The sequence below is a fragment of the Jannaschia sp. W003 genome (assembly GCF_025144335.1).
Taxonomy (GTDB): Bacteria; Pseudomonadota; Alphaproteobacteria; order Rhodobacterales; family Rhodobacteraceae; genus Jannaschia.
In genome coordinates this window covers 580054-603903 of the sequence record NZ_CP083539.1, presented here as the reverse complement: position 1 = coordinate 603903, position 23850 = coordinate 580054, and the positions used below count along the sequence as shown (strand labels likewise).

At 73.4% G+C, this 23850-nt stretch carries 26 protein-coding genes; 9 read left to right on the top strand and 17 right to left on the bottom strand.

Features of this window, described 5'->3' with window-relative positions; translation table 11 throughout:
• The first annotated feature begins 64 nt into the window (after nt 1-64).
• On the top strand, nt 65-754 hold the full coding sequence (locus K3554_RS02795; protein WP_259943216.1) for an endonuclease/exonuclease/phosphatase family protein: 690 nt from the start codon (nt 65-67) through the stop codon (nt 752-754).
• A gap of 92 nt (nt 755-846) precedes the next feature.
• Here K3554_RS02795 and hslV read toward each other — a convergent pair whose 3' ends face one another.
• From hslV to K3554_RS02780, 3 genes are all read right to left on the bottom strand, one after another.
• Nucleotides 847-1419: an ATP-dependent protease subunit HslV gene (gene hslV, locus K3554_RS02790; RefSeq protein ID WP_259943212.1), complete on the bottom strand. Its 573-nt coding sequence runs from the start codon at nt 1417-1419 to the stop codon at nt 847-849.
• A gap of 56 nt (nt 1420-1475) precedes the next feature.
• The gene (gene crtD, locus K3554_RS02785) at nt 1476-3005 is read right to left on the bottom strand and encodes a 1-hydroxycarotenoid 3,4-desaturase CrtD (RefSeq protein ID WP_259943210.1); all 1530 of its coding nucleotides are present in this window, start codon (nt 3003-3005) and stop codon (nt 1476-1478) included.
• Nucleotides 3006-3067: 62 nt separating this feature from the next.
• Nucleotides 3068-3592 (bottom strand): isopentenyl-diphosphate delta-isomerase, encoded by a 525-nt coding sequence (locus tag K3554_RS02780; protein ID WP_259943198.1) that lies wholly within the window; start codon nt 3590-3592, stop codon nt 3068-3070.
• A gap of 132 nt (nt 3593-3724) precedes the next feature.
• Between K3554_RS02780 and K3554_RS02775 the strand changes: the two genes are divergently transcribed.
• Both K3554_RS02775 and tspO read left to right on the top strand, forming a co-directional pair.
• Nucleotides 3725-4189, top strand: a complete 465-nt coding sequence (locus tag K3554_RS02775; protein WP_259943195.1) for a cytochrome c family protein — start codon at nt 3725-3727, stop codon at nt 4187-4189.
• 3 nt (nt 4190-4192) lie between these two features.
• Nucleotides 4193-4660 (top strand): tryptophan-rich sensory protein TspO, encoded by a 468-nt coding sequence (gene tspO, locus K3554_RS02770; RefSeq protein WP_259943193.1) that lies wholly within the window; start codon nt 4193-4195, stop codon nt 4658-4660.
• Here the strand turns inward: tspO and K3554_RS02765 are convergent.
• The 5 genes from K3554_RS02765 to rimP form a co-directional block, all read right to left on the bottom strand.
• Nucleotides 4632-6176: an AMP-binding protein gene (locus K3554_RS02765; RefSeq protein WP_259943190.1), complete on the bottom strand. Its 1545-nt coding sequence runs from the start codon at nt 6174-6176 to the stop codon at nt 4632-4634. The genes tspO and K3554_RS02765 overlap by 29 nt on opposite strands.
• A 112-nt stretch (nt 6177-6288) precedes the next feature.
• Complete coding sequence (infB, locus tag K3554_RS02760) at nt 6289-8757, bottom strand: translation initiation factor IF-2 (protein WP_259943188.1); 2469 nt, start codon at nt 8755-8757, stop codon at nt 6289-6291.
• Entirely contained in the window at nt 8754-9386 is a 633-nt protein-coding gene (locus K3554_RS02755) for an RNA-binding protein (protein WP_259945753.1), read from the bottom strand. The genes infB and K3554_RS02755 overlap by 4 nt, the downstream gene beginning before the upstream one ends.
• An 18-nt stretch (nt 9387-9404) precedes the next feature.
• Entirely contained in the window at nt 9405-11030 is a 1626-nt protein-coding gene (gene nusA, locus K3554_RS02750; protein ID WP_259943185.1) for a transcription termination factor NusA, read from the bottom strand.
• Nucleotides 11030-11611: a ribosome maturation factor RimP gene (gene rimP / locus K3554_RS02745; protein ID WP_259943182.1), complete on the bottom strand. Its 582-nt coding sequence runs from the start codon at nt 11609-11611 to the stop codon at nt 11030-11032. Before rimP ends, nusA begins: the two co-directional genes overlap by 1 nt.
• 162 nt (nt 11612-11773) lie before the next feature.
• Between rimP and K3554_RS02740 the strand changes: the two genes are divergently transcribed.
• On the top strand, nt 11774-13273 hold the full coding sequence (locus K3554_RS02740; protein ID WP_259943181.1) for an FAD-dependent oxidoreductase: 1500 nt from the start codon (nt 11774-11776) through the stop codon (nt 13271-13273).
• A 4-nt stretch (nt 13274-13277) separates the two neighbouring features.
• Here K3554_RS02740 and K3554_RS02735 read toward each other — a convergent pair whose 3' ends face one another.
• A complete protein-coding gene (locus K3554_RS02735; RefSeq protein ID WP_259943180.1) occupies nt 13278-13541 on the bottom strand; it encodes an I78 family peptidase inhibitor in 264 nt (87 codons plus the stop codon).
• 71 nt (nt 13542-13612) lie between these two features.
• On the opposite strand from K3554_RS02735, the gene K3554_RS02730 reads away from it, so the two are divergent.
• The 3 genes from K3554_RS02730 to K3554_RS02720 all read left to right on the top strand — a co-directional run bounded on the left by K3554_RS02730 (nt 13613) and on the right by K3554_RS02720 (nt 16245).
• Nucleotides 13613-14725: an S-(hydroxymethyl)glutathione dehydrogenase/class III alcohol dehydrogenase gene (locus tag K3554_RS02730; protein ID WP_259943178.1), complete on the top strand. Its 1113-nt coding sequence runs from the start codon at nt 13613-13615 to the stop codon at nt 14723-14725.
• 93 nt (nt 14726-14818) lie between these two features.
• Complete coding sequence (locus tag K3554_RS02725) at nt 14819-15526, top strand: NYN domain-containing protein (protein WP_259943176.1); 708 nt, start codon at nt 14819-14821, stop codon at nt 15524-15526.
• Nucleotides 15526-16245 (top strand): alpha/beta fold hydrolase, encoded by a 720-nt coding sequence (locus K3554_RS02720; protein ID WP_259943174.1) that lies wholly within the window; start codon nt 15526-15528, stop codon nt 16243-16245. The genes K3554_RS02725 and K3554_RS02720 overlap by 1 nt, the downstream gene beginning before the upstream one ends.
• Here the strand turns inward: K3554_RS02720 and K3554_RS02715 are convergent.
• From K3554_RS02715 to K3554_RS02695, 5 genes are all read right to left on the bottom strand, one after another.
• Nucleotides 16242-16859 (bottom strand): DUF7002 family protein, encoded by a 618-nt coding sequence (locus K3554_RS02715; RefSeq protein ID WP_259943172.1) that lies wholly within the window; start codon nt 16857-16859, stop codon nt 16242-16244. The genes K3554_RS02720 and K3554_RS02715 overlap by 4 nt on opposite strands.
• Nucleotides 16856-17251, bottom strand: a complete 396-nt coding sequence (locus tag K3554_RS02710; RefSeq protein WP_259945751.1) for a MarR family winged helix-turn-helix transcriptional regulator — start codon at nt 17249-17251, stop codon at nt 16856-16858. Before K3554_RS02710 ends, K3554_RS02715 begins: the two co-directional genes overlap by 4 nt.
• 41 nt (nt 17252-17292) lie before the next feature.
• Nucleotides 17293-18123 carry a carbon-nitrogen hydrolase family protein gene (locus K3554_RS02705; protein ID WP_259943170.1) on the bottom strand — a complete coding sequence of 277 codons (831 nt, stop codon included), beginning with the start codon at nt 18121-18123 and terminating at the stop codon, nt 17293-17295.
• Nucleotides 18120-18380 (bottom strand): glutaredoxin 3, encoded by a 261-nt coding sequence (grxC, locus tag K3554_RS02700; RefSeq protein ID WP_259943168.1) that lies wholly within the window; start codon nt 18378-18380, stop codon nt 18120-18122. The genes K3554_RS02705 and grxC overlap by 4 nt, the downstream gene beginning before the upstream one ends.
• Nucleotides 18381-18449: 69 nt before the next feature.
• On the bottom strand, nt 18450-19178 hold the full coding sequence (locus K3554_RS02695) for a ComF family protein (protein ID WP_259943167.1): 729 nt from the start codon (nt 19176-19178) through the stop codon (nt 18450-18452).
• 28 nt (nt 19179-19206) lie between these two features.
• On the opposite strand from K3554_RS02695, the gene K3554_RS02690 reads away from it, so the two are divergent.
• On the top strand, nt 19207-20061 hold the full coding sequence (locus K3554_RS02690; protein WP_259943165.1) for a methyltransferase domain-containing protein: 855 nt from the start codon (nt 19207-19209) through the stop codon (nt 20059-20061).
• A complete protein-coding gene (hemH, locus tag K3554_RS02685; protein ID WP_259943163.1) occupies nt 20058-21137 on the top strand; it encodes a ferrochelatase in 1080 nt (359 codons plus the stop codon). Before K3554_RS02690 ends, hemH begins: the two co-directional genes overlap by 4 nt.
• A 59-nt stretch (nt 21138-21196) precedes the next feature.
• Here the strand turns inward: hemH and mutT are convergent, their stop codons facing one another.
• The 3 genes from mutT to K3554_RS02670 form a co-directional block, all read right to left on the bottom strand.
• On the bottom strand, nt 21197-21616 hold the full coding sequence (mutT, locus tag K3554_RS02680) for an 8-oxo-dGTP diphosphatase MutT (protein ID WP_311200359.1): 420 nt from the start codon (nt 21614-21616) through the stop codon (nt 21197-21199).
• A complete protein-coding gene (argJ, locus tag K3554_RS02675) occupies nt 21613-22941 on the bottom strand; it encodes a bifunctional glutamate N-acetyltransferase/amino-acid acetyltransferase ArgJ (protein ID WP_259943161.1) in 1329 nt (442 codons plus the stop codon). Before argJ ends, mutT begins: the two co-directional genes overlap by 4 nt.
• 72 nt (nt 22942-23013) lie before the next feature.
• The gene (locus tag K3554_RS02670) at nt 23014-23835 is read right to left on the bottom strand and encodes a peptidylprolyl isomerase (protein WP_259943159.1); all 822 of its coding nucleotides are present in this window, start codon (nt 23833-23835) and stop codon (nt 23014-23016) included.
• Nucleotides 23836-23850 lie beyond the last annotated feature (15 nt).

The window sequence follows — 23850 nt, the reverse complement described above, 5'->3', positions numbered from 1 at the left end:
GCGCCGAAATGGGGCGCCGCGGGGCGGAGCGCAAGCGCGGGGCGGGGTTGCAGGGGAGAGCCGGATGCGGATCGAGGTGGCGAGCTGGAACCTGCGCTTCGCGTGGGGCACCGACATGCGGCCCTCGGCCGGGCGCATCGTCGACGCACTGGGGACGTTCGGCGCCGACGTCGTCTGCCTGCAGGAAGCCGAGGCCCGGTTCGGCCGCCGCTCCTCGCTCCCTCTGGGCGCGCTTTCGGCGATGGGGTGGCGCCCCGTGCATGGTGGGCTGGGGCCGGGGCTGGGATGGCGCGGCAACGCGGTGCTCCTGCGCGGCGGCTGGCGGGCAGATCCGCCGCACCACCTCTCGCTGCGCGGCTGGGAGGTGCGCGGCGCAGTGCTGGTGCGCCTGCACGGGCCGGAGGGCGCGCTGTCGCTGGCCTGCGTACACCTGGGGCTCGCCGGGTGGCACCGGCGGGCGCAGCTCCGGGCAGTGCACGCGGCGCTGGAGGCGATGCCGGGGCCGCACGCGATCGTGGGTGACACGAACGAATGGCGCGCGGGCGGCCTCGCACTGCCCGACGGCTGGACGATGGCAGCGCCGGGGCCGACCTATCCCTCGCGGCGTCCGGTGTTCCCGCTGGACCGGGTGCTCGCGGGACCGGGGTTGCGGATCGAGGGGGCGCGGGTGGTCGCCGAGGGGTTCGACCGGCGGGCGTCGGATCACCTGCCGGTGGCGGCGACGCTGGTGGGGGAGGGCACGCCCCGGGCCTGACCCGGGGCCACTGGTTGTCGCTCGCGCGTCGGGTTCGGATTGGTGCGCTCATGGTGAGCAGAGATCCCAGCGCGAGGCCGGGACGGGGCGCGTCAGTCCCCCTGCGCGCCCGATCCCGCGATGCTCTCCACCGTCAGGTTCCCGTTGGTGTACACGCAGATGTCCGCCGCGATCGCCATCGCCGCCCGCGCGACCGCCTCGGCGTCGCGGTCGGTCTCCATCAGCCCGCGCGCCGCGGCCAGCGCGTAGTTGCCGCCCGAGCCGATGGCGGCGACGTCGTGCTCGGGCTCCAGCACGTCGCCGGCGCCGGTCACGATCAGCAGCGCGTCGCCGTCGGTGACGATCAGCATGGCCTCCAGCTTCTGCAGGTACTTGTCGGTGCGCCAGTCCTTGGCCAGCTCGATGCAGGCGCGGGCGAGCTGGCCGCGGTGCGCCTCGAGCTTGCCCTCGAGCCGCTCCAGGAGCGTGAAGGCGTCGGCGGTGGAGCCGGCGAAGCCCGCGACCACCTCGGCGCCCCCCGGTTTGAGGCGGCGCACCTTGCGGGCGGTGCCCTTGATCACGGTCTGGCCCAGCGAGACCTGTCCGTCGCCGGCGACCACCACGCGGCCCCCCTTGCGCACGCCGATGATCGTGGTGCCGTGCCAGCCGGGAAAGTCGTCGCTCATGGGGGGCCTCCTCGTTTCGCGCCCCATATGGGCACGGGGCGCGCGGGGCGCCACCCTCAGCGGAAGCGGCCCCGGCGGCCCGGCAGGCGGCTCGCGCGCAAGGAACGGGCCGGCGCGCGGGGGGCGGGCGCGGCGAGGTCCTCAGCGGCGGCCTCGGCGGCGTGGACGCCCGAGAGGGCCGCCAGCGACAGCCCCGCGCCGGGATGGGCACCGCCCCCGGCCACGAGGAGGCCCGCCACGGCGGTGCGCGCCTGCGGGCGCCGGAACGCGGCGCCCAGCCCGGCGGGATGCACGCCGTAGAGCGAGCCCTCGGAGCCGGGGAACAGGCGGTTGAAGTCCTCGGGCGCGGTCAGCGCCTCCAGCGGCGGGCGCGGATCGATGCGCAGGCCGCGCCGCTCCAGCGCACCGAACACCACGTCGCGGCAGAGCGCGGATTCCTCGGGGTCGGCCTCGGTGCCGGGGCGCAGGGGGGCGTTGACGAGGATCTCGAACCGCTCGGGGCCGTCCGGCACGCCGTCCACGCGGTCGGGGGCGCAGACGTAGATCGTGGGGTCGCGGGGCAGGCGGCCGAGCGCGATGTCGCGGCCCTCGGCCTCGGGGTCCTCGGCGTGGAACACGTTGTGGGGGGCGAGCGCGCCTCCTTCGGCGCGCGCCGCGAAGCCCCAGACCCAGGCCGACAGGCCGCGCGTGCCCGAGGGCGCGGGGGCCGCCGCCCGGGCGCCGTCGCCCAGCATGCCGTCGCGCAGCGCCGCCGGGTCGCCGCAGTGGATCACCGCGTCCGCCTCCAGCGTCTCGCCGCCCACGCGCACGCCGGTGGCGCGGGCGCCGTCCACCACGATCTCCTCGGCCGGCTCGCCCAGGCGGAAGCGCGCGCCGCCGCGCTCGGCCACCGCCTGCATGGCGCGGGCGAGGGTGGCCATGCCGCCCTCCACGCCCCAGGCGCCCTGCGACTCCGCGTACCAGATCACGGCCATCAGCGCGGGCGCCGCGTTGGGGTAGCCGGCGAGGAAGGTGGAGTGGCGCCCGAAGAGCTGTCGCAGGCGGGGGTCGTGGAAGCGCGCGGTCAGCGCCTGCGCCATGGAGCGTCCCGGCGTGAGCGAGGGGATCAGCCAGGGCTGACGCGCCACCGAGCCGACCAGACCGGCGGCGGAGGGCTTCGCGGCGCTCAGGGGCTTCTCGAACACCTTGAACAGCGCCTCGGCGCTGCGGTGGAAGCGCGCGAACTGGTCGGCGGCGCGGGGGCCGGCGAAGGCCTCCACGGCGGCGCGGGTGCGCTCGTAGTCCGAGAAGAGGTCGAGATGCGAGCCGTCGACCCAGTGGTGGCGGCCGAGGCTCTCCAGCGGGCGCAGCGGCACCTCGCGCTCCAGCTCCGCGCCGCAGGCGGCGAAGGCCTGCTGGAGGAAGGGGAGCAGCGAGATCACGGCGGGGCCGCAGTCCACGGGGCCGGCCTCGGTGTCCACGGCGCGCATCTTGCCGCCCGGCTGGGGGTGGCGGTCGAGCACGGTCACGTCCACGCCCGCATGGGCCAGCCGCATCGCCGCGGCGAGCCCGCCCACGCCGGCCCCGATCACCACCACATGGTCCATCGCGCGTCTCCTTCGCCCCCCGAACATAGCACGGCGGCGGCGGCGGCCATCGCCCCCTGTGCTCAGGCCCCGAGGATCGCGGCGCGGTGCTCGGCCATGTAGATGCGCAGCCACGGCGCGAAGCGCTCCGGCGCGGCCTCGATGCGGGCGCGCAAGGCGTCGGGGGCGATCCACTCGGTGGCGGCCACCTCCGCGGGCGCGGGGCGCGGCTCCAGCCCCGGCGGGGCCTCGGCCACGAACACCTCGACCACCTCGTGCTCCACCAGCCCGTCGCCCACGGGCGCGCGGTACTCGACGCCGGGGCGGGGGCGCATCTCCAGCCCCTCGATTCCCAGCTCCTCGGCAAGGCGCCGCTGCGCGCAGTCGACCCCGCTCTCGCCCCAGAGGGGATGGGTGCAGCAGGCGTTGGCCCACTGGAGCGGCGAGTGGTACTTCGAGGCCGCCCTCTGCTGGATCAGCGTGAGGCCGCCGCGCTGCACGAACACCGACACCGCCTTGTGGCGCAGGCCCCTGCGGTGGACCTCCAGCTTCTCGACCGGGCGGAGGCGGCCGCCCTCCCAGGCGGGGACGAGGATGGGGTCTGGCATCGGCACTCGCGGGTTGCTCCGATGCCAACATAAGGCCGGGCGACCGAATGTCCCGCCCCCGTGGCGGGGGGGCGCACTGGACCGGGGCGCGGCGTGCTATAGCTCCACCGCACACCCAACCGGAGACCCCCCATGATCCGCTTCCTCGCCCCGCTCCTCCTCCTCGCCGGCCCGGCCCTCGCCGACGCCCATGCCGACCTCGACCTCGCGGCCACCGGCGACGCCGCCGCGGGCGAGAAGGCGTTCCGCCAGTGCCAGAGCTGCCACAACGTCGTGGACCCCGAGGGCGAGGTGCTCGCGGGCCGTGCCAACATGCGCACCGGCCCGAACCTCTACGGCGTCGCGGGCCGGGTCTACGGCGCGCTCGAGGACTACAGCTACAGCAGCCTGATGGAGGCCGCCGGCGAGACCGGCGCGCGCTACGACGAGGCGAACTTCGCGGCCTACGTGATGGACCCCACGAAGCACCTGCAGGAGGTCAGCGGCGAGAACGGGCGCGGCAAGATGAGCTACAAGGTGCGTAAGGAGGAGGACGCGATCGACCTCTACGCCTTCCTCGCGCAGTACGGCACCGAGGAGATGGAAGCGGCCGAGTAGATCGTGGACCCCGCGCTCCTGGCCATCTACCTCGCCGCCTGCGGCGCCGCTGCCGCCACGGGCGCGCTGTTCCGGCCGGGTGCGTGGTACGCAGGTTTGCGCAAGCCCCGCTGGACGCCGCCGAACTGGCTGTTCCCGGTGGCGTGGACCCTGCTCTACCTCCTGCTCGCGGTGGTGGCTGCCCGCATCGCGCCCCTGCCGGGGGCGGAGCGGGCCTCGGCGCTGTGGACGCTGCAGATCGTGCTCAACGCGGTGTGGACGCCGGTGTTCTTCGGCCTCCATCGCCCGCGCGCGGCCCTCGTGGTGATCGTGCTGCTATGGGGGGCGACGGCGATGCTGCTCGCCGCCCTCTGGCCGCTGGACCACCTCGCCTTCGCGCTGGCGGCGCCCTACCTCGCGTGGATCACCTATGCGGCGGCGCTGAACGCCGCCGTGGTGCGCCTCAACCCGCGGCGCGCAGCATCCGCCTGAGGATCTTGCCCGAGGCCGACTTCGGGATCGCGTCGACGAAGGAGACCCGGCGCAGCTGCTTGTAGGTGGCGAGCCGGCCCGCGAGGTGGGCCTTCACCGCCTCCTCCGAGATCTCCGAGCCCTCGGCCCGCACCACGAAGGCCACCGGCACCTCGCCCGCCTCGTCGTCCGGCTCGCCGATCACGGCCGCGTCCGCGATCTCCGGGTGGGTGCACAGCTCGGCCTCCAGCTCGGCGGGCGCGACCTGGAAGCCCTTGACCTTGATCAGCTCCTTGAGCCGGTCGGCGATGAAGAGGTAGCCGTCCGCGTCGAAGCGCGCGATGTCGCCGGTGCGCAGCCAGCCGCCTTCCACCAGCGTCTCGGCGGTGGCCTCGGGGCGGTTCAGGTAGCCGGTCATCACCTGCGGTCCGCGCACCCACAACTCGTCCTCCTCGCCCTGGCCCATGTCGCGGCCCGTCTCGGGGTCCACAATGCGCGCCTCGGTCATGGGCGCGAGCACGCCCACGGAGCCGGGGCGCGCGGTTCGGCTGTTCATCAGCGTCACCACGGGCGCGGCCTCGGTCATGCCGTAGCCCTGCCCGGCGACGCAGCCCAGGCGCCGGCCCATGGCCTCGCCCAGCTCGCCCCCGAGGGGGGCCGCGGCCGAGAACGCCATCTCCACGGCGGACAGGTCGAAGCTCTCAACCACCGGGTGCTTGGCCAGCATCAGCGCCACGGGCGGCACCACCCAGAGCGTGCGCGAGCGGTGACGCTGGCAGAGTTCCAGGTAGAGCTGCGGGTCGAAGCGGGGCAGGGTGACGATGCGCGCGCCCGCCGCGAGATACGAGGTCAGACCCGCCTGCATGCCGTAGATGTGGAAGAAGGGCAGGAAGAACACGCCGGTCTCGCCCGGCTCGACGGCCTCGAAGCCAAGGATCTGGTCGATGTTGGCCACCGCCTGCCGGTGCGAGAGCATCACCCCCTTGGGCAGCCCCGTGGTGCCCGAGGAGTAGGGCAGCAGGGCGGGCGCATCGAGGTCGACCGCGGCAGGCGCCTCCATGGCCGCGCCCATCGCCGCCTCCATGCCGTCCGCGCCGGTGCCGTCCATGACGACCACGCGCCGCACCTTCGTCCCCTCGATCCCGGCCCGCGCCGTCTCCAGCATCGCCTCGGGCACCACGAGCCACTCCGCACCCGAGTCCTCCAGTTGGTGGCGCACCTCGGAGGCGGTGTAGCTGGGGTTCAGCGTCGTCACGGTGCCGCCCGCCCAAAGCGCGCCGAACATGGCGACCGCGTATTCCGGGCAGTTCGGGGCCAGCAGCGCCACCACGCGGCCCGGCCCGACGCCGTCCGCCGCCAGCCCGCCGGCGAGGCGCTTCACCGCGTCCATCAGCCCGGCGCCGGTCAGCGCGCGGCCCGTGGGGCCGTCGATCAGCACCGCCTCGTCCTCGCGGCCCCGGAGGCCCTCGAACACCCGCTCGGGGATCGTCGTGTCGCGAAGCGCGACGTCGGGCAGGTGGCTGCGGAATACGGTCATGGCGGGGCTCCCTTTCGGGGGAGCCTAGCCGTCGCCGCGCCGCGTGGAAGGGGGCATCGGCGGGATGCGAAGGGCCCCGCATGGGGGCCCTCCGGGTCGTCTGGTCGGCAGGTTAGGTGAGCGAGCGCTCGACCTCCTGACGGGTGAAGATCTCGATCACGTCGCCGGCGCGGATGTCGTCGTAGTTCTCGAACGCCATGCCGCATTCCTGGCCCGACTGGACCTCCTTCACCTCGTCCTTGAAGCGCTTGAGCGTCTTGAGCGTGCCCTCGTGGACCACGACGTTGTCGCGCAGCAGGCGCACGCCCGCCGAGCGGCGCGCGACGCCTTCCGTGACGAGGCAGCCCGCGACGTTGCCGACGCCGGTGACGCGGAAGACCTCGCGGATCTCGGCGTAGCCGATGAAGGTCTCCTTGATCTCCGCCGACAGCAGGCCGGATGCGGCTGCCTTAACGTCGTCCACGAGGTCGTAGATCACCGAGTAGTAGCGGATCTCCACGCCCTTCTGGTTGGCGCTGGCCCGTGCGGGCGCGTTGGCCCGGACGTTGAAGCCGATCACCGGGGCGCCCGAGGCTTCGGCGAGGCCGATGTCGCTCTCGGTGATGGCGCCGACGCCGTAGTGCAGGACGCGCACGCGCACCTCGTCGTTGCCGATCTTCTCCATCGCCTGGACGATGGCCTCGGCGCTACCTTGCACGTCGGCCTTCACCACGATGGGCAGCTCGCTGACGTTCTGGTCGTCCTTGGCCTTGGCGAGAAGCTGGTCGAGGGTCGTCGCGGCGCCGGCGGCGGCGCGGGCGTCCTTGGCCTGCTGCTGGCGGAACTCGGCGATCTCGCGGGCCTGGCCCTCGGACTGCACGACGTTCAGCACGTCGCCCGCCTCGGGCGTGCCGTTGAGGCCGAGCACCTCGACGGGGACCGAGGGACCGGCCTCCTTCACGCGCTTGCCCTGGTCGTCCTCCATGGCGCGCACCTTGCCCCACTGCTCGCCGACGACGAAGATGTCGCCCTGGCGCAGGGTGCCGTTCTGCACGAGCACGGTGGCCACGGGACCGCGGCCGACGTCGAGCTGGGCCTCCACCACGGCGCCCACGGCGGGACGGTCGGGGTTGGACTTCAGCTCCAGGATCTCGGCCTGGAGGGCGATCGCCTCCAGCAGCTGGTCGAGACCTTGGCCGGTCTGCGCCGAGACCTCCACGTCCTGAACGTCGCCCGACATCTTCTCGACGACGACCTCGTGCTGGAGCAGGTCCGTGCGGACCTTGTCGGGATCGGCGGCGGGCAGGTCGATCTTGTTGATCGCGACGATCATCGGTACCTGCGCGGCCTTGGCGTGGTTGATGGCCTCGATGGTCTGCGGCATCACCGCGTCGTCGGCGGCCACCACCAGCACCACGATGTCCGTCACCTGCGCGCCGCGGGCACGCATGGAGGTGAAGGCGGCGTGGCCCGGCGTGTCGAGGAAGGTGAGCTTCGCGTCGCCCTGCTCGACCTGGTAGGCGCCGATGTGCTGGGTGATGCCCCCCGCCTCGCCGGCCACGACCTTGGCGTTGCGGATCGCATCCAGCAGCGACGTCTTGCCGTGGTCGACGTGGCCCATGATCGTGATCACGGGGGCACGCGGCTCCAGGTCCTCGGGCGCGTCCTCGGCCTGATGGATCACGTTCTCGACGTCGGAGGCCGAGACGCGCTGCACCTTGTGGCCGAACTCCTCGATCAGGAGCTCCGCGGTGTCGGCGTCGATGGGCTGGTTCTGGGTCGCCATGATGCCGCTCTGCATCAGGGACTTCACCACGTCGGCGACGCGCTCGGACATGCGGTTGGCCAGCTCCGAGACGGTGATCGCCTCGGGGAGCTGCACCGTGCGCACGACCTTCTCCTGCGGCTGGCTCGGGCCGCCGCGGCGCTGGCGCTCCTGCTTGCGGCGCATGGAGGCGAGCGAGCGCGTGCGCCCTTCGCCGCCCCGGAGGGCCTGGTTCACGGTCAGCTTGCCGGACCGGCGGTTGTCGCCGCCCTTGGGCTTGCCGGCGTCGTCGTCGCGCTTGCGCGGCGCGTCGCGGCCGCCGGGGCGCGCATCGGGGCCGAGGTTGCGCGAGCGGGCGGGCTGGTCGGCCTTGGGCTCGGAGGGCTGGGCCACGGCGTCGGCGGGGCGGTTCTTGGCCTCCTCGGCCTCGCGCTTGCGGCGCTCGTCCTCCTCGGCCTTCTGCTTGAGGAGCTCCTCGCGCTCCTTCTCCTCGCGCTCCTTGGCCTCGAGCTCGGCGCGGCGGCGCTGGCGCTCCTGCGCGCGCTCCTCCTCCTCGCGCTTGCGGCGCTCGTCCTCCTCGGCCTCGCGGGCCTTGGCGGCCTGGAGCGCCTTGAGGCGGCGGTCCATCTCCGCGTCGGTGGCGCCGGCCTTCGACTTCGAGCCGGAGGCCGAGGCCTGCGCGGCCGTGTTGGTGCCGGGCTTGGGAGCCATCACGCGCTTGCGCTTGGTCTCCACCACGACGTTCTTGGTCCGGCCACGGGCGAAGCTCTGCTTCACCTGACCCGAGCGCGCGCCGCCCGAAAGACCCAAGGGTTTCTTGCCGTCGGTATCGCTCATGCGTTCCCAATATCCTTCCCGGAGGCCCCATCGCCTCCGTCAGTGCCGCGTAAGCCTTTCAGCTTCGCGGCGTCCTCTACTACTCTTCGTCCCAGGGTGCCAGCCGCCACCACGGCGTGGATCACACGCTCGCGGCCGAAGGCCTGGCCCAGCTCGTCGGCGCTGAGATGGCCGATCCAGCGGGCCCCTTCCGGGGTCCACAGCTTGCCCTTGCCCCGCTCCGACCCGTCGGTGGCCTGGAGCAGCGCGGCGATGCGCGAGCCGCCCAGGGCCGTCTTGACCTTCTCGTAGCCGCAGATCGCCTCGCCGGCCTTGCGCGCCAGGGCGATCGAGCCCTGCACGCGGGCCAGCAGCCCGGCCTCCACGGTGTCCACCAGTCCCTCGGGGACGGTGACCTGCCGCTTGGCCCCGCGCGAGAACATGCGCTTCGCGACGGCCTTTTCCAAGGCCGCCCGGCCCGCCGAGACCCATATGCCGCGCCCCGGCAGCTTCGCGCCGAGATCCGGCACGACGGTGTCGTCCGGACCCACCACGAAGCGGATCAGCCCCGCCTTGGGGCCGGTCTCGCCGGTGACGATGCAGCGCCGCTCGGGGTCGCTAGAGGGGGAAGTCCTGCCGCCGCGGGTCAGGGAAACGATCCGGGGCGATCACGCCCCGGCCTCCTCGGGTTCGGCGGCGTCGTCCTCGGCGCCGTCGTCGGTCTGTCCCAGGGCCTCCTCGGGGGTGACCCAGCCCAGCATCACGCGCGCCGTCATCACCAGCTCGCGCGCCTCCTCCAGCTTCATGTCGAACGGCTCCAGGATGCCGTCGTCCTTGTGGCGCTCGCCGTTCTCTACGGTCCAGCCGCCGGCCAGCTCCCAGTCGGCGCAGGTGGCGAAGTCCTCGAGCGTCTTCACGCCGTCGGCGGCCAGCGCCTCCAGCATCTGGGGCGAGAGCCCCTCGAAGGCGGCGAGGTCGTCCTGGAGGCCCAGCTCGCGGGCCTTCTCCAGCGCCTTGCGGTTCTGCTCCTCGATGTGGTCGCGGGCGCGGGCCTGCAGCTCGGCCGCGGTCTCCTCGTCGACGCCGTCGATCACCAGAAGCTCGTCCGACTCGACGTAGGCCACCTCCTCGAGGTTGGTGAAGCCCTCGGAGACCAGCAGCTGGGCGAAGAACTCGTCGAGGTCGAGCGTGTCCATGAACAGCTTGGTGCGGGCCTCGAACTCGGCCTGCCGGCGCTTCGACTCCTCCTCCTCGGTGAGGATGTCGATGTCGAGACCGGTCAGCTGCGAGGCCAGGCGCACATTCTGGCCACGGCGGCCGATGGCTAGGGACAGCTGCTCGTCGGGCACGACCACCTCGATGCGGTCGTTCTCGTCGTCGAGCACCACCTTCGAGACCTCGGCGGGCTGCAGCGCGTTCACCAGGAAGGTGGGCGCGTCGTCGTTCCACGGGATGATGTCGATGCGCTCGCCCTGCAACTCGTTAACGACGGCCTGCACGCGGGAGCCGCGCATGCCGACGCAGGCGCCCACGGGGTCGATGCCGCTGTCGTAGGAGATCACGGCGATCTTGGCGCGGCTGCCCGGATCGCGGGCGCAGGCCTTGATCTCGATCACGCCGTCGTAGATCTCGGGGACCTCCATCTTGAACAGCTCCTCCATGAACTCCGGCGCGGTGCGGGAGAGGAAGATCTGCGGGCCGCGCAGCTCGCGGCGCACGTCCTTGATGTAGACCCGGATGCGGTCGCCGGGGCGGTAGCTCTCGCGGCCGATCTTCTCGTTGCGGCGCAGGACGGCTTCGCCGGCGCCGATGTCGACGATGATGTTGCCGTACTCCTCGCGCTTGACGAGGCCGTTGATGATCGTGCCGGCGCGATCCTTGAACTCCTCGTACTGGCGCTCGCGCTCGGCCTCGCGGACCTTCTGGAGGATCACCTGCTTGGCGGACTGGGCGGCGATGCGGCCCATGTCCACGGGGGGCACCTCCTCGACCAGCGTGTCGCCGACCGCGGGATCGGCCATGTACTGCCGGGCGGTCTCGACCGTCATCTCGGCCTTCTCGTTCTCCAGCTCCTCGTCCTCGACCACGGTGCGGACGCGGGTGAAGGTGGCGCGCCCCGTCTTGCGGTCGATCGCGACGCGGATGTCCATGTCGGCGCCGTAGCGGGACTTGGCGGCGCGGGCGAGCGACTCCTCCATGGCCTCGATCACGAGGGCCGGATCGATCATCTTCTCGCGCGCGACGGCCTCGGCGGTCTGCAGGAGCTCGAGCTGGTTTGCGGATGTGATGGCCATCAGTCTTCCTCGCCGTCCATCGTTTGAATCTCGTCGAACTGGGCCTGGTCGATCTGGCCCGCGTCCTTCCTCTGGCGCAGCGTCTCACGCACCAGCTCGTCGGTCAGCACCAGCTTGGCGTCGGCCAAGAGGTCGAAGGTCAGGCCGATCGTCACAGCGCCGCCCTCGCGGTCGATCTCCACCAGAACCTCGTCGCCCTCGGTGCCCGCGATCTCGCCCTTGAAGCGCTTCTGCCCGTCGATGGGCTCGGCGGTCTCCAGCTTGGCCTCGTGGCCGGCCCAGGCGTCGAAGTCCTTGAGCCGGGTCAGGGGGCGGTCGATGCCGGGGCTCGACACCTCGAGCACGTACTCACCGTCGATCGGGTCCTCGACGTCGAGCACCGCGGACAGCTCCGTGGAGATGCGCGCACAGTCGTCGACCTCGATGCCGCCGTCGGGCTTGTCGGCCATGATCTGCAACGTCGCGGTCTTGCCGCCCTGCAGGCGCAGGCGCACCAGCTCGTAGCCCATGCCCTCGATCGCCGGCTGCACGATGGCGGCCAGGCGCCGGTCGAGCGCGGTCTTGGCGATGAGGTCGGACATGGGGTCCCCCGGAAACGACGAAGCGGGCCATGCGGCCCGCTCAGAGTGTTCGGTGGTGCCCGAGGGCGCCGCTGGTAGGGCGCATGTAGGGGATCGCCGGGGTGGACGCAAGGGGCGCGCGGGCCATCTCGGACTCCATCACCCCGCCGAGGAGGACGCGCCATGCCCGAACACGACGTCGCCGCCCTGGAGGAGGTCCCCCAGGGCCTGTCGAAGGCCGAGGCCGGGGACCGCGCGGTCCTCCTGGTGCGCGAGGGCGACGCGGTGCGCGCCTTCACCCACGCCTGCCCGCACCTCGGCCTGCCGCTGTCGAAGGGCGTGCTGCGGGACGGCGTGGTCATCTGCGCCTTCCACCACGCCTGCTTCGACGCCGCCACGGGGGCGCAGGCCGAGCCGCCGGGCCACGGCGACCTCGCGCGGTTCGCGGTCGCGATCCGCGAGGGCCGCGTGGTCGTCGACGTGCCCGAGGGCGCCCCCGCCCACGTGCTGCCCGAGGCCGCCGATGCTACCGGCACCGACGGGCGCCGCATGGTGATCGCGGGTGCCGGCGCCGCCGCCCACGCCGCCGCCCACGCCCTGCGCGAGGCCGGCTTCGACGGCGCGGTCGACGTGGTCTCGCCCGAAGAGCCGCTCGATCGGACCATGCTGTCGAAGGCCGTGCTAGCCGGCGCCAAGCCGCTGGAGGCGCTGGCCCTCGACCCGAGCTTCGGCGCGCGCGGCATCACGCGGCACGACGACCGGGTGGCCGCCGTCGAGCCGGGGCGCGTGCGCCTCGCCTCCGGAGCCGCGCTGGCCTTCGACGCCCTCCTCGTCGCGCCCGGCGGCGAGCCGCGGCACCTCGGCGTGGAGGGCGAGGGGCTGGGCGGCGTCCACGTGCTGCGCGACGCGGCCCACGCCGAGGCCATCGTGGCCTCCGCGACAGGAGCGCGGCAGGCGATCGTGATCGGCGGCGGGTTCATCGGAATGGAGGCGGCCCTCAGCCTCCACAAGCGCGGGCTGGACGTCACGCTCGCCACCCGTGAGGCCCTGCCGCTGGCGAAGATCGTGGGCGAGGTCGTGGCGCGCGCGATCCTGGCAGAGCACGCCGCGGCGGGCGTGCGCCACATGCCCGAGGCCGAGGCCGCCCGGTTCCACGGCGAGGGGCGGGTGAGCGCCGTCGAGTGGAAGGACGGCACCCGCATGGAGGCGGACCTCGTGCTGGTCGCCGTCGGCGTGCAGCCGCGAACCGCCGGGATCGAGGGCCTGCCCGCGGGCGAGGGCGGCGGCGTGGACGTGGGCTCCGACCTCGCGGTGCCGGGCCTCGCGGGCGTGTTCGTGGCCGGCGACTGCGCCCGCGCGCCCACCCCCTTCGGCGCGGCGCGGATCGAGCACTGGCGCGTGGCCGCCCAGCACGGGCGCCGCGCGGCGCTGGCGATGCTGGGGCGGGACGCGCCGGGCACCGACATCCCGTTCTTCTGGACCGCCCTCGCCCGCCAGTACCGCTACGTCGGCCATGCCGAGGACTGGGACGAGATCGCCATCGACGGCGAGCCCTCGGGCCCCTTCCTCGCGCGCTACGTCAGGGACGGGCGGGTCGTGGCGGCGCTGGGCGCGGGGCGCGACGCGGACCTCGCCGCGCTGCACCTCGCGATGCGCAAGGCGGGCGGGCCGGTCCCGGCCTGAGCCGTCAGCCGCAGCGAAGCCCCGTGATGGTGCCGTCGGACTGCACGTCGACGTTCAGGCGGTCGGGCCGGAAGTCCATCGTCACGGCCGTGTCGGGGCGGATGATCCGCGCGTTCAGGTCCGCCGGCAGCGTGACGGCGGCGATGTTGCGGCCCACCAGCCCGGCGTAGCCCGTGGCGCCGCAGGGGTCGGCCGCGGTCGGCTCGGGCGGGGCCCCCGCGCAGGCGGCGAGGGCGAGCAAGAGAGCGGCGGCGAAGGGGCGTGTCATGGGCGGGTCTCCTCGCTTGCATTCATGCCGTGCCCCCCGCACCCTCGCAAGCGCACGCAAGGGAGACACCGATGCGAACCAAAGCCGCCGTGGCCCTCGAGGCCGGCAAGCCGCTCGAGATCATGGACGTGGAGCTGGACGGCCCGAAGGCGGGCGAGGTCCTGGTGGAGATGCGCGCCACCGGCATCTGCCACACGGACGAGTTCACCCGCTCCGGCGCCGACCCCGAGGGGCAGTTCCCGGCGATCCTCGGCCACGAGGGCGCGGGCGTGGTGGTGGAGGTGGGCGAGGGCGTGCGCGGATTGAAGCCCGGCGATCACGTGATCCCGCTCTACACCCCCGAGTGCCGCGAGTGCGAATACTGCCTGAACCCCAAGACCAACCTCTGCCAGGCGATCCGCTCGACCCAAGGGGCGGGCGTGATGCCGGATGGCACCAGCCGCTTCCGCATGACCGACGGCACGCCGATCCTCCACTACATGGGCTGCTCGACCTTCTCGAACCACACGGTGCTGCCCGAGATCGCGCTGGCCAAGGTCCGCGAGGACGCACCCTTCGACAAGATCTGCTACATCGGCTGCGGCGTCACCACGGGCATCGGGGCGGTCGTCAACACCGCCAAGGTCGAGATCGGTAGTCGTGCCATCGTGTTCGGGCTGGGCGGCATCGGCCTCAACGTGATCCAGGGGCTGCGGCTGGCGGGCGCCGACCAGATCGTTGGCGTGGACCTGAACGCCGACAAGCGCCCCATGGCCGAGCGGTTCGGCATGACCGACTTCGTGAACCCCTCGGAGGTCGACGGCGACCTCGTCGCGCACCTGGTCGCGCTCACGAGGGGCGGGGCCGACTACACCTTCGACGCCACCGGCAACGTCCAGGTGATGCGCACCGCGCTGGAATCGGCTCACAAGGGCTGGGGCGAGAGCGTCATCATCGGCGTCGCCCCCGCGGGCGCCGAGATCGCCACGCGCCCCTTCCAGCTCGTCACGGGCCGCGTCTGGCGCGGCACCGCGTTCGGCGGGGCGCGGGGCCGCACGGACGTGCCGCGCATCGTGGACTGGTACATGGAGGGCAAGATCGAGATCGACCCCATGATCACCCACACCATGCCGCTCGAGGACATCAACGAGGGCTTCGACCTCATGCACCGCGGCGAGAGCATCCGCAGCGTCGTGCTCTACTGAACGCCCGGTCCCCGAGGGGTTCTCATCCTGCCAGAAATACCTCACGGGGGTCCGGGGGCGCGCCGCCCCCGGCCTCTCCACTCAAGGACACCCATGCCACAACGCGACCGCCCCCTCCTCGCCGTCCTGATCGACGCCGACAACATCCCCGCCAAGTACGCGGAGGCGATCCTCAAGGAGATCACCGGCCTCGGCGAGCCGGGCCTGCGGCGGGTCTACGGCGACTGGTCGTCGGATCGGCTCAAGCCCTGGGCGGGCAAGGTGCGTGACCTGGGGCTGGTGGCCCACCAGGAGACCGCGAACACCAAGGGCAAGAACGCCTCCGACATCGGGCTGGTGATCGACGCCATGGACATCCTCCACACGGGCCGCTTCGACGGCTTCGTGCTGGTCTCGTCGGACAGCGACTTCACGCGGCTCGCCTCCCGCATCCGCGAGAACGGGCTCGACGTGATCGGCATCGGCGAGGGCAAGGCGCCCGAGGCGCTGCGCAACGTGTGCAACCGCTTCATAATGATCGAGAACATCGCCGAGGACGACGAGGACGTGCCCGAGGCCCGCAAGCCCGCCAAGCTCAAGTCCCAGGACGCCCTGCCGATCATCCTGCGCGCCATGGAGCGCATGGGGCAGGACGACGACTGGTACGCGCTGGGCGCGCTGGGCAGCCAGATCGTGGCCGAGGCGCCCGACTTCGACACCCGCACCTACGGCAAGCGCAAGCTCGGCGACCTGATCGGCGACATCAAGCGGCTCGAGACGCGGATGGAGGGCACGCAGCTCATGGTCCGCCGGCGCGACTGATGCGCACGCTGGTGCTCCTGCACGGCGGCGGCACCGACGCGCGCTGCTGGGAGGCGGTCGCTCCGCACCTCGCGGGCTTCGCGGTCCGCACGCCGACCCTGCCGGGCCACGGCGACCGCCCCGCGCCCGCGCGCGACCGGGTGGAGGCGATCGCCGCGCCGGTGATGGACTGGATCGCCCGCGAGGTGCCGGGGGCCTACGCGCTCGTGGGCCACTCGCTCGGCGGCATGGTGGCCATGGTCGCGGCCGCCGAGGCGCCGCACCGCCCGGAGCGGCTGGTGCTGGCCGACACGTTCGACGTGCCCGCCATGACCTGGCGCGATTGGGGGCGCGTCGTGACGCTGCGCCAGGCGGCCCGGATCATGGGCCATGCGCGGGCGTCCGAGGCGGTGGCCGACCGGGCGGAGCTGGGCCGCGAGGGGTTCGACGGCACCCTGCGCGCCTCGATGCAGGAGCGGCCCGCGCTGCCGCTGCACCGGATGATGGCCGCCGTGCAGCACTTCGACGGGCGGCCTTTCCTGGACCGCATCGCGGCGCCCACGCTGCTGCTGCGCGCCGGCGGCAACCCCGCCACCGCGCCCGCGAACCGCCGCATGCTGGCGCGCCTCGCGGACGCCCGGCTCGAGGTGCTCGAGGGCACGGGCCACCTGATGATGCGCGACGACCCCCGGGGCTTCGCCGACGCCGTCGCGGGGTTCCTCGAAGGCTGGCAACCCTAAGCCGGCTCTACCACCCGCAGCGCCGCGCCCGCCTCCGGCGCGCCGCCGCGGATCGTCACCTCCTTCACCTTGTCCGGCGCCTTACGCCCCCGCGCCCGGCGCCAGCGCTCCCAGTCGAGCGTCGCCAGCGGCGCGAAGGTCGAGAGCCCCCGCCGCGCCGGCGCGCGGACCGTGGCGCCCGAGTTGATCGGCGCGATCTCCGCCCGGTCCCAGACCGGGGCGAGCAGGGCGAGCGTGTCGAAGCCGTGCCATTCGCTGCGGTAGCCGAGGCGCTTCCGTGCCCGCAGGTTGCGCGCGGCAAGCCGCCGGTCGGGCCAGAGGAACGCGCGGTCGTTCAGCATCGCCAGCCACGCCTCGGGCCGCAGCCCGTCGTCGAGCGCGGGCGCGAGCTTTGCGAAGCTCAGGGGCGCGTTGTCGGTGACCTGCACCGGGGTGCCGTCGGGCAGCGCGAAGCGGAGCGCGGTGCGGCGGGGCACGTCGGGCAGCGCGACGCCCGCACGCGCGGCCAGCTCGCGCGCGGCGAGCAGGCCGTGGCGGCGCACGCCGTCGGCCGCGCCCTCGGCGGCGAGGCGCCAGAGCATCGGGTGCCGCGCGGCGAAGCCCTCCGGCGTCATTCCTCGGAGAACCGGCGCCGCAGCTCGCGCAGCACGGGGATGGCGGCGCGTACCCGCTCGGGGCCGATGGCGCGGGCCGCGTCCTCCATGATCGGGCGGATCGCCGCGAGCGCCGCGTCGCGCGCCGCCGCGCCGGCGGGCGAGATCGCCACGCGCTTGCGGCGGGCGTCGTCCCAGTCGGGGCGGACATGTACGTGGCCCGCCCGCTCCAGCCGCGAGAGCGTGTTGGTCAGCGCGCCGCGGCTGAGGTGGAACACGCGGGCCAGCTCGGCGGGGCTGTGCTCCTCGCGGTGCTGCACGAGGTAGTTCAGGATCACGAAGTGCGACAGCTCCATGCCCCGCGGCAGGGCCTTCGACAGCCGGGCGCGGGCCAGCTGGTCGGCGGTGATCATCTCGCTGAAGAGCGCGATCGAGAGCGGGCCGGCCTCGTCGGTCACGGCCCCTCCCACTGGCTCGCCGCCTCCAGCGAGGGCACGCGCCGCCGGGCCTCGGCCACCGCGGCGGGGTCGATGTCGCAGAGGAACGTTCCGGGCGCGGTCCCTGCGTCCAGCAGCACCGTGCCCCAGGGATCGACCACCATCGAATGTCCGTGGGTGGTGCGGGCGCGGCCCGCCCGCGCGGCGTGCCGGCCGGTCTGGGCGGGGGCCACCACGAAGCAGCCCGTCTCGATGGCGCGGGCGCGCAGCAGCGGCTCCCAATGGGCCTCGCCGGTGACGGGCGAGAAGGCGGACGGGACGGCGAGGATCGCGGCGCCCGCCTGGGCGAGGCGACGGTAGAGCGCGGGAAAGCGCAGGTCGTAGCAGACCGTCATGCCGAGCTTGCCCCACGGCGTCTCGGCCAGGGTCGCGCGGGTGCCGGGGCGATAGGCGGCGGACTCGCGGTAGGTCTCGGTCTCCGACACGGCCACGTCGAACATATGGATCTTGTCGTAGTGCGCGCGCACCGCTCCCGCGTCGTCCACGAGGATCGAGCGGTTGGCGAAGCGCCCCTCGGGGTCGGCGGTGCGCAGCGCGAGGCTTCCGAGCAGCACCCACACCCCGTGCTCGCGCGCCGCGGCCCGCATCGCGGCGAGCATCGGGTCGCGCGGCTCGGGCATCAGCACGGCGCGCTGGTGCTCGCGCGAGGCGCTCAGGCAGTTCGAGACCTCGGGGGTCAGCACCATGTCGGCGCCCGAGCGCGCCGCGTCCGCCACGGCCGACTGCAGCACGGCGATGTTCTCGTCCGGCGCGTCGGACGCGGTCATCTGGACGATCGCGAGCCTCATCGGCCCGCGAGCAGCGCGTCCAGCTTGCCGGCGCGCTCCAGCGCGAAGAGGTCGTCGCAGCCGCCCACGTGCGTGTCGCCCACGAAGATCTGCGGCGTGGTGCGGCCCCCGTTCGCGCGCTGCGTCATCTCCGCCCGCGCGCCGGCGGTGGAGGCCACGTCGATCTCGGTCATCGGGGCGTCCTTGGAGCGCAGCAGCCGCACGGCCGCGGTGCAGAACCCGCAGAGCGGCTGGGTGTAGATGGTCACGGGCTGCATGGCGGTCTCCGCGCGGCGGGGGTCAGCCCTGACATATAGGTGGAGGGGAACGCGGCGCAACGCGCGCGCTTAGTGCGGGGCGACGCGCGCCAGAACGAGGACCGAGACGCGCCGCGCGCCGGCGGCCCGCACCGCGTCCGCGCAGGCCGCGAGCGTGGCGCCCGAGGTCATCACGTCGTCCACCAGCGCCACGTGGCCCGCGAGGGGGCGCACGGCCTCGATGGCGCCGGCGAGGTTGGCGAAGCGCTCCGCCCGGCTGCGGCGGTCCTGCGAGGGGGTGCGGCGGGTGCGGCGCAGGGCGAGCGGGTCGAACCCCGCCCCCGAGCGCCGGGCCAGCGCGCAGGCGATCAACGCTGCCTGGTTGTAGCGCCGCCGCGCCAGCCGCCAGCGGTGCAGCGGGACGGGCACCAGCAGCGTGTCCGGCCCCAGCAGGTCGCGGGCGCGGGCGTGGAGCCAGAGGGCGGCGGCGTCCGCCAGCTCGGTCCGGTCGCCGTGCTTGAGCTGCAGGACGAGGCTGCGGGCGCGCCCCTCATAGCGCAACGCGGCGCGGGCCTCGTCCCAAGGGCGGCCCGCGGTGAGGCATTCGTCGCAGAGCGCCGCGCCTTCCGTGCCCGGCAGCGCCATCGCGCAGAGCGGGCAGCAGGCGGCGCCGACGAAGGGCGTGTCGCGCCAGCAGGCCGGGCAGAGGCCCGGGGCCTCGACGCGCGCCTCGCACAGGAGGCAAGTAAGGGGATAGACCGCGTCGCGCAGCGCCGCGCCCGCGGCGCGCAGGGCCGGACCGAGGGCCGCACTTTGCAACCGCGCGCGCATCGCCTACCTGCCCATCATGCTGACCGACCGTGCCGCCCTCGAAGCCCACCGCGTCCGTGCCCTCGGGCGCATGGGACGCCCTGGAGATGGGGGCGCCTGGTTCGCCCATTCGGACGCGGTGGACGAGCTCCATGAAAGACTGAAGGACGTTAACAGAACGTTTACGGCGCCCGCGATCGTCACCGGCTTCCCGGCCCTGTTCGGATCGCTCGTGCCCGGCGCCCGCGTGGTCGCGGACACCGACGTGCTGGCGCTGGAGCCGGGCGCCCACGACCTCGTGGTCCACTTCATGTGCCTTCATTGGGCCGACGACCCCGTGGGTCAGCTCGTGCAGTGCCGCCGCGCCCTGCGGCCCGACGGCCTCCTGCTGGCCTGCTGCTTCGGCGGCGAGAGTCTCGGCGAGTTGCGCGCCGCCATGGCGCAGGCGGAGATCGAGGTGGCGGGCGGCCTCAGCCCCCGCGTGGCGCCCATGGGCGAGGTGCGCGACCTCGGCGCCCTTCTCGGCCGCGCCGGCCTTGCCCTGCCGGTCGCGGACGTGGACACCCGAACCGTGCGCTACGGTGCGTTCGAGGGTCTCGTGCGGGACCTGCGCGAGACGGGGGAGACCAACGCGCTGGCGGCGCGTCACCGTGCCGCGCCGCCGCGCGCCCTGTTCGCCCGCGCGGCGGATATATACCGCGAGGCGTTCCCCGACGGGGACGGCCTGCGCGCCACGGTCCAGACCGTGTGGCTCGCGGGGTGGGCGCCCGCCGAGGGACAGCAGAAGCCCCTACGCCCCGGCTCGGCCGCGATGCGCCTCGCGGACGCGCTGGGCACCGAGGAGATGCGGCCCGGCGACCCCGCCCGGCCCGCCGCGAAGGAGACCGAATGACCGCCCCCACGCCCCTGCCGCACGCGCCCCGCGACCATCCCCCCGTCCGCATGGGCAAGGTGGGGCTCCTGCTCGCCAACCTCGGCACGCCCGACGGCACCGACTACCGCTCCATGCGGCGCTACCTGAACGAGTTCCTGAGCGACCGGCGCGTGATCGACTACTCGCCGTGGCTCTGGCAGCCGCTCCTGCAGGGCGTCATCCTGTCGAAGCGGCCCTTCACCTCCGGAGCGGCCTACCGCTCGATCTGGAACGAGGAGGCGGACGAGAGCCCGCTGGCCACCATCACTAAGGCCCAGACCGCCGCCATGGCCGAGCGGATGCGCGCGCGCTTCGGGGACCGGGTGCAGGTCGAGTACGCCATGCGCTACGGCAACCCGTCCACCGTCTCGGTGGTGGAGCGCATGAAGGCGGAAGGCTGCGACCGGATCGTGTTCTTCCCGCTCTACCCTCAGTACGCGGGCGCCACGACGGCCACCGCCAACGACCAGTTCTTCCGCGCGCTGATGAAGCTGAAATGGCAGCCCGCCGCCCGCACCGTCCCTGCCTACGCGGACGACGCGCGCTACGTCGACGCGCTGGCCCGGTCCGTGGAGCGGGCCTATGCGGCGATGGACGGCGAGCCCGACATCCTGGTCTGCTCCTACCACGGGGTGCCCAAGCGCTACCTTATGGAAGGCGATCCCTACCACTGCCAGTGCCGCAAGACGACGCGCCTCCTGCGCGAACGGCTGGGCTGGGACGAGAGCCGGATCACCACGACGTTCCAGAGCCGCTTCGGCCCCGAGGAATGGCTCCAGCCCTACACCGTGGAGGAGGTCGCGCGACTTGCCGAACGCGGAAAGAAGCGCATCGCCGTGATCGCGCCGGCCTTCTCGGCGGACTGCATCGAGACGCTCGAGGAGATCAACGAGGAGATCCGCGAGAGCTTCGAGCATGCCGGGGGCGAGCGGTTCGACTACATCCCGTGCCTCAACGACGACGCGGCGCACATGGATGCGCTGGCGGAGATCGCGGTGGAGAACATGGCGGGGTGGATCGCGCCGGACGCGGCGGTGGCGCGGGCGGCGGAGTAGGGGACGCCGGGGCTCCGCCCCGGACCCCGAGGTATTTCGGGCAGGATGAGGGTGGGGGCCTAGAGCCAGTCCCTCAAGATCGGGATCAGCGGGAGGTCCGCCGGGGGCATCGGGTAGCTGCGCAGGTCGCGGGGGGCGACCCATTTCAGGGTCTGGCCTTCCCGAGGCGCGGGCTGTCCCTCCCACCTACGGCAGGCGAAGAGGGGCATCAGCAGGTGGAAGCCCTCGTAGGCGTGGCTCGCGAAGGTGAGCGGGGCGAGGCAGCTCGCCCAGGTGTCGATGCCCAACTCCTCGTGCAGCTCCCGGATCAGCGCCGCCTCGGGGGTCTCGCCCGGCTCGACCTTTCCGCCCGGGAACTCCCACAGGCCGGCCATGGACTTCCCCTCGGGGCGCCGGGCCAGCAGCACCCGGCCGTCGCGGTCGACGAGGGCGACCGCGGAGACGAGCACGACGCGGGTGGCGGCGGCCGCCTCGCTCACGAGCGGTAGTCGGCGTTGATCTCGACGTAGCGGTAGGTTAGGTCGCAGCCCCACATCCGCGCCTCGCCGTCGCCCAGCCCGAGGTCCACGCCGAGCAGGATGCGGTCGCCGCGCATGTAGGCGCTGGCCGCCTCCTCGGAGTAGTCCGGGGCGCGCGCACCCTCCTGCGCCACCACAACGTCGCCGAAGCGGATCGCAAGGCGGTCGCGGTCGGCCTCGGCCCCGGACTTGCCCACAGCCGCGACCACGCGGCCCCAGTTGGCGTCCTCGCCGGCGATGGCGGTCTTGACCAGCGGCGAGTTGGCGATCGCGGAGGCGACCAGGCGGGCGTCGGCGGGGGACTTCGCGCCGGTCACGTGAACCTCCACCAGCTTGGTGGCGCCCTCGCCGTCCATGGCGATCTGGAGTGCGAGGTCGTGCATCACCGCGTGGAGCGCCTCGCGGAAGGCGCGGGCCGCATGGGACGTGGCGGCCTTCATCTCGGGGCCGCGCTTGTGAGTGGCGGCCACCAGCAGCGTGTCCGAGGTGGAGGTGTCGCCGTCCACGGTCACGGCGTTGAACGTGTCGCCCACGGTGTTGGAGACCATGCGCTGCAGCAGCGGCTGGGCCACGCGCGCGTCGGTGAAGACGTATGCGAGCATCGTCGCCATGTCGGGCGCGATCATGCCCGAGCCCTTGGCGATGCCCGCGACCGTCACAGTCTCGCCGTCGAGATCCAGCGTGCGGACCGATCCCTTGGGGAAGGTGTCGGTGGTCATGATCGCGCGCGCCGCCCCGGCCATGCCGTCCGCATCGAGCTCGGCCACGAGGCCCTCCACCGCGGCGACGATGCGGTCGTGCGGAAGGGGCTCGCCGATCACGCCGGTCGAGGAGGTGACGACCCGGGTGGCGGGCAGGCCCGTCGCCTGCGCCACGGCCTGCGCCACGGCGCCCACCGAGGCCATGCCCGCCGCGCCCGTGAAGGCGTTGGCGTTGCCGGAGTTCACCAGGATCGCCCAGCCCGCCGCGCCCTTCTGCTCGGCCAGCTTGCGCTGCCCGTCGAGCACCGCCGCCGAGCGGGTGGCCGAGCGGGTGAAGGCGCCGGCCATCGCCGTGCCCGGATCGAGCAGCGCCAGCATCACGTCGGTGCGGCCCTTGTACTTCACGCCCGCCGAGCCAGCGGCGAAGCGCAGGCCCTCAATGGCGGGCAATTCGGGAAACGGGGGGGCGAGGGGCGAGACCAGCGGTCCCTTCGGCCCGGCCAGCGCCTCGGCGGCGCCGGCGAGGCGGCGCTCGGCCTTGGCGAGCTTGCGCTCGAGCTTCTCGATCTTCTTGCGCTTGCCCATCGGCCGGCCTCCCCCGCGTGGTCGCGGAGGAGGGAACACCATTCGGCGGCGGCCCGCCAGAGGGGGCGCGCCCTAGTCGAGCAGCGCGTCGTCGCGGATCAGGGCGGGGTCGACCTCGACCTCAGGGCGCTCCACCTCGGCGCCGTCGGTCAGGCGCGCGATCTCGGCGTCCACCGCGGCCTCGCGCAGCGACTGCTCGATCTGCGGGCGCACCTCTTCGAGCGCGGGGGCCTCCTTCAGCCGGGTCTCGTTCAGCTTCACCACGTGCCAGCCGAACTGGCTCTCGACCGGGTCCGACACCTCGCCCGGCTCCAGCTCCGCCACGGCGGCCTCGAACACCGGCACCATCTGGCCGGTGCCGAACCAGCCGAGCTCGCCGCCGTTCGGACCCGAGGGGCCGGTGGACTCGCTCCGTGCCAGCTCCGCGAAGTCGGCGCCGTCGTCGAGCTGCGCCTTCAGCGCGCGGGCCTCGGTCTCGGTCTCCACGAGGATGTGGCTGGCGTTCCACTCGGGCGCGGCCTCGGCGGAGGCGTACCGCTCCTCGTAGGCGGCCTGGACGGCGGCCTCGTCGAGCGGCTGGGTCGCGGCGCGCTCCAGCATGCGCCCGGCCAGGAAGGCGCGGGTCTCGTTCTCCAGCCCGAGCTCGTCGGCGCGGCCGATGTCCGCGCGGGCGGCGTCGGCGAGGACCTGCTGCTGCACGATCTGGTCGAGCATGCCCTGGTAGAGCACCTCGTCGGGCAGCTGGCGGTACTGCTCGGGCAGGCGCGCGCGCATGGCCACGAGGTGGCCGAGCGTGATCTCGGTGCCGTTCACGCGGGCGAGCACGGTCGAGGCGTCCTGCGCGGCGGCGGGCAGGGGCGCGAGAAGGGCGGCGGCGAGGAGGAGGGGGCGCATGGATGTCCTTTCGGG